Genomic DNA, 10,957 nt, shown 5'->3' with positions numbered 1-10,957 from the left:
GTCTCTTGGCTTGATGAGGAAATTATTTGTGCTGGCATAGCGTTATTACAAGGAAAGCAAATACTGTCTGAATATTATCTCATTTAATTCTCACATTCATGACATTAATTAAACTGAACACCCTATCGAAACATTCATCAACATCTTTTACGTTTAGATTTGGCCGTATTGCCGTAGCGATGTAATAGAGAAGTTGCTAAGCAGCATACGGCCTAAGCAAACCATTAAAAGAGCGATTAAGCTTATCACTGTCGGTCAGCTAGTTATTCTTAAATGCTTTAATTGTTTGCAAGTGAGACCCAAGGGAGGCGAATTTATGCGTTTGCTTCTCATCCCATACAACCTCGTAATAACTTTCCAGTTCTTTTGCTGTTATTTCGTTATCTAATACCTCGTCATTACGAGATAAAATACACAACGAATTTTCAGCGTTCTTGTTCCGAAACTCATGCACACATTTACTGGCTATGTCAGAGTACTCTTCAGGTCGATCGATTTTTCCAACCATATTGGTTTGTGGGTTTAGATTAGGGTTAATTAACACCGACTTCAAGCCACTTAAAAAACCGATACGCTCAGCCCAATATCCTCCAAGTCCAACGCCAACGATTATCGGAGTAGCGTCTTCTGAAAGTCTTCTATGCTTTGCGACTTCATTTAAGATGTATTGCATATCATGTCTTGGGTGAAGTGTGCTATAACTGATTAATCGCACATCGTCGTCAATAAATTGAAGTTGCAACATTTTCTCATGGTTGCCAGGACTTGTCGCATCAAAGCCGTGAAAGTACAGGATCATAAACAGGTAACTCGATTACTGTTGAATGCTTCGCAATTTAGCAAATTAATTGATTTAAGAATATGAGCTACATCAAAAATTTATGCCCCGAAGAAATATTCATAATTTCTTTGATGCTCTCGTGTTTTTTTTCTATGATTAGGTTATAAAATAAACGCAAAGGCTCATATGGATATTTCGGAAAAGCGCTTAACACGAATAAAACTGTTTAAAGAGTATCTGAAGTTTTCTGCCGCTCATTTCACTCTCTTCTCAGCGACAGAAAGAGAAAGAATTCACGGCCACAACTTTGCTGTTCAAGTTGAGCTTGAATTGGGTGTGGGCGAGGAAGGGATCTCTACCAGTTATCGATACTTTAAAGACACAACCCGAGAGCTATGTGAATCTTTGGATGAGTACGTGTTATTGCCAAAGTTATCACCGCATCTTCAGATCAGCATAAACACGAAACACTATGTGGTCACCTTTAATAATGAAGTTTTATATTTCCCCATCACTGATACCAAGCTTTTACCTATTCGCAATACGACCGTAGAAGAGTTTTCTTATTACTTATTAGAAAAACTGATCTCAGAAATTGAACCAGATCATTTCGATATTACGTATATTGAGGTAACAGTATCTTCCGGTGCAGGCCAATCGGGTTCAACAACTTGGACAAAGGAATAGCATAATGAATAAGGCACTTGTAATTACAGGGGGGAGTCGAGGAATAGGTAAAGCGACTTGCCAACTATTTCAAGATCAAGGTTTTAAGATTATTAACATATCCAGAAGCAGTATAGAGCTTCCAAATGCTATCCAGTTTTTTATTGATTTAACGAACCCGAATTCGATTATGCAGCAAAAAGATCTTCTTTTATCCGAATTAGAAGGTGTAGAGCAAATTGTTCTTGTTCATTGTGCTGCGTCTCATGCGAAAGACTCACTGGAAGCGGTTGAGCATCAAAAGTTCACCGAAAGCTTAGCCATTAACATTATCTCGCCTGCTATTCTGTCACAAGCTTTAGTTCCTATTATGCCAGCAGGCTCTTCAATCATTTATTTAGGATCTACATTGAGCGAAAAAGCAGTAAGTAATGCTTTTTCTTACACAACAGCAAAACATGGCGTCATCGGTATGATGCGGGCAACTTGCCAAGACTTAGCAGGGAAAGGCATTCACACGGTCTGTGTTTGTCCTGGGTTTACGGACACTGAAATGTTCAGGCATCATATCGAAAATAATCCGAACACATTGTTCGCCGTCACTCAGAAAGTGACTTTTAAACGTTTGATTACACCTAAAGAAATCGCTGAAACAATCCATTTTTGTGCCACAAACCCTGTGGTTAATGGCACTGTTTTCCATGCTAATTTAGGGCAAATAGAATCTTAATTAAGTTTGTTGGCAATTTGGTTTGCGTTAAGCCAACGCTGTTCATCTTGCAAAGCTGACTGAGCAACTTTAAAGTCAGCTTTTAATTCAGCTGCAGAATATTTAGGTTTATTAATTGGCCATTGATACTCTTTTAATAAGCTTTCAACAGCCCCCGGGTTATTACACACCAGAATCATGTCGCACCCTGCTTTTAATGCGGCATCTGCACGTTGAATAAAGTCACCAGCAAAGCTGGCGCCTTCCATTCCAAGATCATCAGAAAAGATTACCCCGTCAAAACCTAATTCATTCCTCAATATTTGTTGCTGCCAATATTCAGAAAAACCTGCAGGTTTTGGATCTACTTGGGTATAAATAACATGAGCTGGCATAATTCCTTGAAGCTTTGAAGAAGAAATCAACGACTTAAATGGTAAAATATCCTTATTAAAAATATCTTCTTTAGAACGTTCATCTTTAGGGATTGCAAGATGGGAGTCAGCTTGAACACTGCCATGCCCTGGAAAGTGTTTTCCAACAGCCGCCATGCCTGCATCTCTCATTCCATCGATGAACTCGCTCGCTAACTCGATTATTTCACTCGGTTCAGAGCTAAACCCACGTTTACCTATTACTTCACTGATATCGTCAACATCAAGTACAGGTGCGAAGCTTAAATCTATATCACAAGCCAGCAGTTCAATCGCCATTAAAAAACCAAGTTCTTTAGCTCGCTCTTTTGCTAACTCAATGTCCCCATTTGAAGCAGGAAGAATATCGCCCATAGCTGGAATATGTGTAAAACCGTCACGGAAACGTTGAACACGCCCTCCTTCATGATCTACAGCAATCAAGATGTCTGCCTTAACCTCACGAATTGACTTTACAAGGCCAATCAATTGAGCTTTAGACTCAAAATTTCGGGTAAAAAGAATCAGTCCACCTACCATCGGATGCTGAATTTGCTCTCTCTCTTTCTGAGACAAAGTCACGCCTTCAAGATCCATCATCAATAAGCTCAAGGTTGGCTCCAGTCGATAAAAATTTCCGTAATTAAGGCATATCAAACAATCGAATGCAATGATCCCAAAAAGCTATTGAAGAAAAAAACTGATACTGAAATACGTGGTTAATAAATGAAAACGCATTGAGCGTTCGCACATCGTTAATATTGGCTACTTAATACTTATAGTTGTTACTTAAGTCGAGCATAACCTAGACGTTACTAGATTTTGCTGTCGATCTATTTACTCGAATTCAATGAGGCCACATTTACTTAGGACGTGTTGATCTTTCATGCTTATTTTTGCAGCGATAAATTAGTTATTTTATACAAGATAGAGCTTGTGCGATTTGGTTATTACCAACATACAAAACTGTCGTTACTTCGTTTCCAAATAATCAAGTGATAACGCGGCAGAAATGATCAATTTACGCTGTCTTCGATGCTTTCGAGCGATCCCTATTCTGTATTGTGAGCAACTTATTTAGATGGCTAAACTTCACTGCTCACCACTGAACAGATAAACGCTTAAATTGCACAAAATTCAATCCTAAAGGATCAACACGCCCTACTTAGAATTAAAATAATTCTTCCATTTAATTGAAAACAAGCAAAATAGACTCTTCAAAAACAAAATCATTAGAAATTCTAATGTTAAAAATTATGATCTTTGTGTGATACTAGCATTCATAAATATGATAAATGACATAAAGCGAATGCTTAGAGTTCGTTTCAGGTTGCACTTTTAGTCACTTTTATTCGTACCTCATCCAATAAAGTGAATAAACCAGTAACTAAACCCGAAGCCACTTTAGAGTTTTGACTCTAAGCAAAATTAATAGCTTTGTATAAACTAAAATAATAAGGTCACTTAAGGCTTGCAGATATGATTAGTGTTTTCGACATGTTTAAGATTGGCATTGGACCATCGAGCTCCCACACCGTTGGTCCAATGAAAGCAGGTAAACTGTTTATGCAGCATGTAGCTGATAAAGGTTTACTGAGTGATATTGACGAACTTCGTTCAGATCTTTTTGGTTCTTTAGGCCAAACAGGTAAAGGCCACGGTACAGGCAAAGCTGTCATTCTTGGTTTAATGGGCGAAGATCCTGAAACCGTTAATACAGATCAGATTGATGACATACTCAAAAAAGTTACTGATGATGAGAAACTGATTCTTGAAGATGGCAGAGCAGTTAACTTCACTCGTGAGCATGGTATTACTTATCATCGCACTAAGAGCTTACCTGCACACGCAAATGCAATGACCCTCTACGCATTTATTAATGGCGAGTGCGTTTACAAGCGTACCTATTACTCTGTAGGTGGTGGTTTCATTCTTGATGAAGACGAAATTGATCAACAAGATGCTTCTCCTGCTGCAAAAATTCACTCGGCTCCATACGATTTCCACACAGGTCAAGAGTTGCTTGAAATGTGTAAAGAGAACGGTTTGTCGATTTCATCTTTAATGATGGCAAACGAATTAAGCTTGGCATCAGAAAAAGAAGTTAAAGAACAACTTTGGCATATTTGGGATACCATGAAAGTCTGCATTGAGCGTGGTTATAACAAAGAGGGACTTCTTCCAGGCGGTCTTAAACTGCGTCGCCGTGCACCAGCTCTATACCGCCGTTTGAAAGCTGAGGGTAAAACTTGTAACGATCCACTTAGCGCTATTGACTGGGTTGATTTATTCGCTCTTTCAGTAAATGAGCAAAACGCAGCAGGCGATCGTGTTGTAACCGCTCCAACAAATGGCGCAGCAGGGATTATTCCAGCTGTTTTATGTTACTACGATACTTTTATTGAAAAAGTAGATGTTGAAGTTGCCTCACGCTTCTTACTGACAGCTGCTGCCATTGGTATTCTGTACAAGAAAAACGCTTCAATTTCAGGCGCTGAAGTAGGTTGTCAAGGTGAAGTAGGTGTTGCATGTTCGATGGCAGCAGGTGCATTAACTGAAATTGTGGGCGGAACGATTGAGCAAGTTGAGAATGCGGCTGAAATCGGAATGGAACACAACTTAGGTTTAACATGTGATCCTGTAGGTGGCTTAGTTCAAGTGCCGTGCATTGAACGCAATGCAATGGGTGCAATGAAAGCCATTAACGCTTCTCGCATGGCTATGAAAGGTGACAGCAATGGTAAAGTTACTTTAGATAAAGTAATTAAAACCATGATGGATACAGGTATGGATATGCGCAGTAAATATAAAGAAACGGCTCAAGGTGGTTTAGCCGTTAATATTGTTGAGTGTTAATATCATACAAATAGCACCTGCAACGCAGGTGCTAAATCTTATGCTGTTATTTTATTAAAGCTGCTACTAGACCAATCAAACCACCAAACACGCCACCCCAAACAACAAGCCAGCCCAAATGCTTTTGAATCATCGCTTGCACGATTTCTTTAACTAATTTAGGAGTTAGTTCATTTAACCGCTGCACAACGATCGTCTCAACTTGCTCTCGAATAGTAGAGAAATTATCCGGTTGCTCAATTTCTTCTAGTACTAACTGTTTGAATTGCTCACTCTCAGACACTTCCACTAATGAACCTTGCAGTTTCTCGATAAAAGGTTCTTTCAATGGTATCAAAGCTTCAGTACCACCAAACATTGCCAGCATACCGCCAAACGAAGAGCTCTCAACCGTTTTAAGTAATGCATCAAAAGATGGAGACAAGTCAATTTTCTTCACAATTGGAGCGAAATCTAATGTTGAACTCGAAGCATTATTACCAACAAAACGCTCTATGTTCTCTTGAGTGAAAAACTGCTCCATTACCAGGCTTTTTATACCAACCTTAAATTCTTCAAAGCGAGCTGGAACAACACCAGAACCATATAGACCTGGCACTTTTTCAAACAACATGTAAATCGCTAGCCAGTTAGTGATCGCACCTGAAAGTGCAAATATTCCCACAGACCAAATTAATGGCTGGTGTGTTACGTAACCTACAATTACTGCAATGACAGCAATTAAGTTGGTTAAAAAGCTTTTATTCAAAATTTAATCTCCAAAAACCAATATTGACGGCATTTTTACAAATTCAGAATAGTAAATCAAAGCACTATTGAATGAAGTTTAGTATTGCAGTAAAGTGTCGTCCTTTTGATTTTGCCAGAACTTAACTAAACTGAGTTTTAAGCGGCTATTTATTGGAACCACTTCATCAATGAATTCAGCGAATAAAAGAAAAGCTACAGCGTCTGAAGAAAGCCTAAAGCGAATTTTTACATTTCCCGAAGATGAGCATTCAACACTCAGTATCATTGAGCAAAAACTCTCAGAAGATCTTGCCGGTTTTCTAGGCGATAATATCGTTGCTAAAGAAGTGCCATTAAATGGGATTGAACAACAATTTCAAAATTATCAAATCCCTCACTCACCGACTTTTGTATCAGATTATACCGATGAAATAATGCAAAACTTAGTGGCTCACTCTGTTCATACTGCAGCCCCCACTTTTATTGGGCATATGACTTCTGCGCTTCCCTACTTTGTTTTACCGCTCACCAAGTTGATGGCGGGCTTAAATCAAAACCTCGTGAAGATCGAGACCTCTAAAGCGTTTACCCCCTTGGAGCGTCAGGTGCTCGGCATGTTGCATCATCTGGTCTATCAAAATGATGAAAACTTTTATGATAGCTGGATACATGATGATCAACATTCCCTTGGTGCATTTTGCTCAGGGGGAACCATAGCCAATATTACGGCCTTATGGACAGCCAGAAACCAGCTATTGAAAGCAAGTGGTAGTTTTAAAGGTGTTAATTATGAAGGTTTACCGGCAGCACTTAAATTTTATGGATACAGTGACCTTGCCATTTTAACCTCTGAACGAGGCCATTATTCATTAGCTAAAGCTGCAGACTTATTGGGCATTGGTCGTAACAACATCATTGCTATACCAACAGACGAGAACAATAAAGTCGACGTTGAGTTGATGAGAAAAAAAGCAGCCGAACTGAACAGTGATAACATTAAAATTTTAGCCATTGTTGGCGTGGCTGGTACAACAGAAACAGGTAACATTGACCCACTCAAAGCGCTCTCACAATTGGCAAATGAAATAGACTGTCATTTTCATATTGATGCAGCTTGGGGAGGCGCCAGCTTATTATCCCATAAGTATCGTTATTTACTTGCTGGCATTGAATTAGCCGACTCAGTCACTATCGACGCTCACAAGCAGATGTACGTACCAATGGGGGCAGGTATGGTGTTGTTTAAGAACCCTGAATTGTCTCAATCTATCATGCATCATGCTGAATACATTCTGCGTAAAGGCTCAAAAGATTTAGGTCGGCAAACACTTGAAGGCTCAAGGCCTGGAATGGCTTTACTCGTCCACGCTTGCATGAAAATAATTGGTCGCCAAGGTTATGAAATTCTAATTAATAATAGCCTTGAAAAAGCACGTTTTTTTGCTGGTTTAATTAATGAAACCCCACATTTTGAATTAGTATCTGAGCCAGAGCTTTGTCTACTGACTTATCGATATATCCCAGAGTGCGTTAAAGTCAAACTTCAGCAAGCTATCGTAGAAAATGATTTAGAGCGTGTGAAACGAATAAACACTCTCTTAGACGGGCTCACAAAGTTTATTCAAAAGCATCAACGTGAACAGGGTAAGTCTTTTGTATCTCGAACTCGTATTTGTCCAATAAAGTATCAAAGAGAGCCTATTGTTGTCTTCAGGGTTGTGCTTGCTAATCCATTAACATCTGAAAATATCTTAACTCGAATTCTAGAAGAGCAAACGCAAATAGCTAAAGTTGATACGCATCACTACCCTCAACTCATTTCGCTTTAACTTTCCTACATTTCAGACCTTTATACCCATGATACCTGAAGATGCTCGATTTCAGCGAGAATGCACAACTTGTTAATCAAGGCGACAGTGTGCGGCAATAGTGAGCTATTGTTAGCAATGGCAACGAAGAGTAACACGCTGTGCAACTCGCACTTCGTGGACTTCTCAGCGCCAATTCTTCTTTGTTACATTAGCTCGAAAGAACCCCGATATTCCTTCGCTAATGCGCCTCAAAGAATTGGCGCTGAAAAAGTCCTGAAACATGCATCTTCAAGTATCATGGGTATAGTTCTAATAGCAAACAGAACTAAAGGCACTCCACTTATTCTATTTCCCTATAAAATGCCTTTATTCTGAACTCCTACTGAAGTCCCGTCTTGTTTTTCACTAAACAAATTGATTATCCGGCTCAAGCCAGATAGCATGCTATAAAAGTTATTACATATAACAAAAAGAAATAAAAAGGTTTTAGTTATGACTAAAAATCAATCGTTAAGCCAGATTTATCTTGACTCAAATGCCACAACCCCTGTGCTACCTGCCGCAGCAAAAGCTGCATTCGATGCTATGAAAGAAACATTCGGGAACCCGAGCAGCAGCCACATTACAGGCTTACGTGCTAAGAATCTAATGGAGCAAACCAGAAAATCAGCTATGCATTTTCTTGGTGTTGGAACCGGAAAACTCGTTTTTACCAGTGGAGCTACAGAGGGAATCCAAACGGCAATTTTGTCCTCACTAGTAGCAGCTAAAAAGAATATTAAACCCGATGAGTCGTACACACTACTCTACGGGGCTACTGAACATAAAGCAGTACCAAACTCGCTACATCATTGGAATGAACTTCTCGAAATAAATGCAGAAATTAAAGCTATTCCTGTTAATCACAGAGGTGAGCTTGATCTCGATTTTATCGAAAAAGAAATCGATAATGCTTTGATGATCTGCACTATGGCAGTAAACAATGAAACTGGAGTTTACCAAGATCTAAGCAAACTAGAGCAAGCGATACGTTCAACAGGTAATGATGTCTTTTGGATGGTAGACTGCGTTCAAGCATTAGGTAAGCGTAAACTTGATTTACAAGCCACTACGATTGACTATGCGCCATTTAGTGGCCATAAACTCTATGCTCCCAAAGGAATAGGCTTAGTTTATATTCGAGAAAATGCTCCGTTCACTCCATTTATTGCTGGTGGAGGTCAAGAGTCTGGTTTGCGTTCAGGAACGGAGAACTTACCGGGCATGGCTGCTCTTAAGGTCATCTTTGATACATTGAATGGCGATGCTGAAGATAGGTTTGCAGATCATACTCAACTGACTCTCTACAGAAACCAACTATTAACGGCACTAAAACAAGCATTTCCAGATGTCGTGCTCAACCACCCATTAGACAATACTGTACCAACCACCCTGAACTTTGCAGTGCCTCATTTTGCAAGTAAAGAGATTATGGATCTGTTCGATGCAGCGAACATTCGAGTGAGTTCGGGATCAGCTTGCAGTTCAAAAGTGACAAGAAGCTTTGTTTTGGATGCTATGGGACTACCAAGTTGGCAAAGTGAATCAGCGATAAGAATGTCTTTCGGTCCATTAATGACTCAAGAAAAATGTGATGCAGCGTGTGCAAGAATAAAGATGGCTGCGAAAGCACTTGGCGAAAGCTGCCTTACGGTAAAGCCTGCTGTAAATCAGAAATTAGTTAATGGCCTTTTAGAGCTTAAGTCAGGTAATAGTTGTTGCTGGCTCTATACAGACGCAGACTCCAAAACAGCAGTAATTATTGATCCACTTCCAGAGCTGATTTCCAGAATCGTTAACATTGTAAATTGCCAAAAATTAAAAATCGCTGCAGTTCTAGATACTCATGGTCATGCCGACCATCAATCATCACGTCCTGAGTTGGAATCTCAACTTAAAATGGTAACTAAGACTGACCAGCTAGGCTGGCCCAAGCATTTTGATACAGTTTATGTTGGCGAGAATGCTTATCCTACGATAAGAATTGGGAATAAAGCACTTTTGCGGGTTAAAACCCCAGGGCACACCGATGACAGTGTGAGCTATTTACTGACTGAAGAAATTGATGTCGTTAAACCGCACTTCAAATATGCATTTTGTGGCGACACCATTCTTATGGGTAGCTTAGGTCGAACCAACTTTTGTACAAGCAGCTCAGAGCAGATGTATCACAGCTTACACAAGCTCAATGAACTGTTAGCCTCGACAACACTAATTTGTGCAAGCCACGATTATCACAATGAATTTACCACAACATTAATTACTGAATGCTACCGAAACACCCTACTCTCGAACGTGTTAAGTACGCAATCATCAATTAACGAGTTCTGTGAGCAAAAATCGGTGCTGGATAGCAATTTAAATGATCAAACTGGGTGTGAAATTCAATGTGGCGCATATGTTGAAATTGATGAATCATTACCCATTGTTGAATATGACAAGAATGAGCTATCAATATTATTGGAGAAAGATCATGACGCTAAGCTGGTTGATATCAGAGAACCTCATGAGTATATGCTCCAACACGGTATTAAAGCTGAGGAAAATGTACCGATGACTCGCTTGGTTGAATTCATAGCACAGCACCTCTCCGATAAAGATAAGCACTATATTTTAGTTTGTCGTAGTGGAACTCGTTCTTTAGTCGTTGCGCAGGCACTAGCCCGACTTGGGTTTACTAATATTGGCCATGTTCAAGGTGGGTATGCTTTAAACTCATAAACGCATTTGGCTCATATTGGATTTCAAACTGCTAGGTAACCAACAGCTGAATGAGTGGTTCTAGCAGTCCTTTACCTCGTAAACCAACGTTATGTACAAACTCAAAAAACCAAGATAAAGAGGAAGTTTCTCTTGTGATATCCCTCGATGCGGCCTTAACCATGGTCTCAGTAGCGACCAAAAACCTTCCATTGTATTAACGTGCACTTCATAAAAGCCATCACCGTCTTCA

The 10,957-nt window shown here is 39.6% G+C and carries 8 protein-coding genes and 1 pseudogene; 5 read left to right on the top strand and 4 right to left on the bottom strand.

Going from position 1 to position 10,957, the window contains the following annotated elements; translation table 11 throughout:
• Positions 1–259: 259 nt before the first annotated feature.
• Positions 260–799 (bottom strand): alpha/beta hydrolase YcfP, encoded by a 540-nt coding sequence (gene ycfP, locus JQC92_RS18950; protein ID WP_205001116.1) that lies wholly within the window; start codon positions 797–799, stop codon positions 260–262.
• Between the two features lie 168 nt (positions 800–967).
• On the opposite strand from ycfP, the gene JQC92_RS18945 reads away from it, so the two are divergent.
• Both JQC92_RS18945 and JQC92_RS18940 read left to right on the top strand, forming a co-directional pair.
• The gene (locus JQC92_RS18945; protein ID WP_205001115.1) at positions 968–1,468 is read left to right on the top strand and encodes a 6-pyruvoyl trahydropterin synthase family protein; all 501 of its coding nucleotides are present in this window, start codon (positions 968–970) and stop codon (positions 1,466–1,468) included.
• A gap of 4 nt (positions 1,469–1,472) precedes the next feature.
• Entirely contained in the window at positions 1,473–2,177 is a 705-nt protein-coding gene (locus tag JQC92_RS18940; protein ID WP_205001114.1) for an SDR family NAD(P)-dependent oxidoreductase, read from the top strand.
• On the opposite strand, the gene nagZ is transcribed toward JQC92_RS18940, so the two are convergent.
• Positions 2,174–3,181, bottom strand: coding sequence for a beta-N-acetylhexosaminidase (gene nagZ / locus JQC92_RS18935; protein WP_205001113.1), 1,008 nt, complete (start codon positions 3,179–3,181; stop codon positions 2,174–2,176). The two genes, JQC92_RS18940 and nagZ, sit on opposite strands and share 4 nt — an antisense overlap.
• Before the next feature lie 867 nt (positions 3,182–4,048).
• Between nagZ and JQC92_RS18930 the strand changes: the two genes are divergently transcribed.
• Positions 4,049–5,425, top strand: coding sequence for an L-serine ammonia-lyase (locus JQC92_RS18930; protein WP_205001112.1), 1,377 nt, complete (start codon positions 4,049–4,051; stop codon positions 5,423–5,425).
• A 46-nt stretch (positions 5,426–5,471) separates the two neighbouring features.
• Here JQC92_RS18930 and JQC92_RS18925 read toward each other — a convergent pair whose 3' ends face one another.
• Positions 5,472–6,173, bottom strand: coding sequence for a DUF445 domain-containing protein (locus JQC92_RS18925; protein WP_205001111.1), 702 nt, complete (start codon positions 6,171–6,173; stop codon positions 5,472–5,474).
• Positions 6,174–6,342: 169 nt separating this feature from the next.
• On the opposite strand from JQC92_RS18925, the gene panP reads away from it, so the two are divergent.
• Together panP and JQC92_RS18915 are read left to right on the top strand one after the other, a co-directional pair.
• On the top strand, positions 6,343–7,983 hold the full coding sequence (gene panP, locus JQC92_RS18920; protein WP_205001110.1) for a pyridoxal-dependent aspartate 1-decarboxylase PanP: 1,641 nt from the start codon (positions 6,343–6,345) through the stop codon (positions 7,981–7,983).
• 474 nt (positions 7,984–8,457) lie between these two features.
• The gene (locus JQC92_RS18915) at positions 8,458–10,725 is read left to right on the top strand and encodes an aminotransferase class V-fold PLP-dependent enzyme (RefSeq protein WP_205001109.1); all 2,268 of its coding nucleotides are present in this window, start codon (positions 8,458–8,460) and stop codon (positions 10,723–10,725) included.
• 111 nt (positions 10,726–10,836) lie between these two features.
• On the opposite strand, the pseudogene JQC92_RS22765 reads toward JQC92_RS18915, so the two are convergent.
• Positions 10,837–10,957, bottom strand: a pseudogene (locus tag JQC92_RS22765) (IS1595 family transposase); the annotation flags it as partial.

The organism is Parashewanella hymeniacidonis, assembly GCF_016900895.1.
In the GTDB taxonomy this organism is placed as follows: domain Bacteria; phylum Pseudomonadota; class Gammaproteobacteria; order Enterobacterales; family Shewanellaceae; genus Parashewanella; species Parashewanella hymeniacidonis.
Note: the sequence above shows the minus strand (reverse complement) of the source record. Positions and strands in the feature narration are given on the sequence as shown.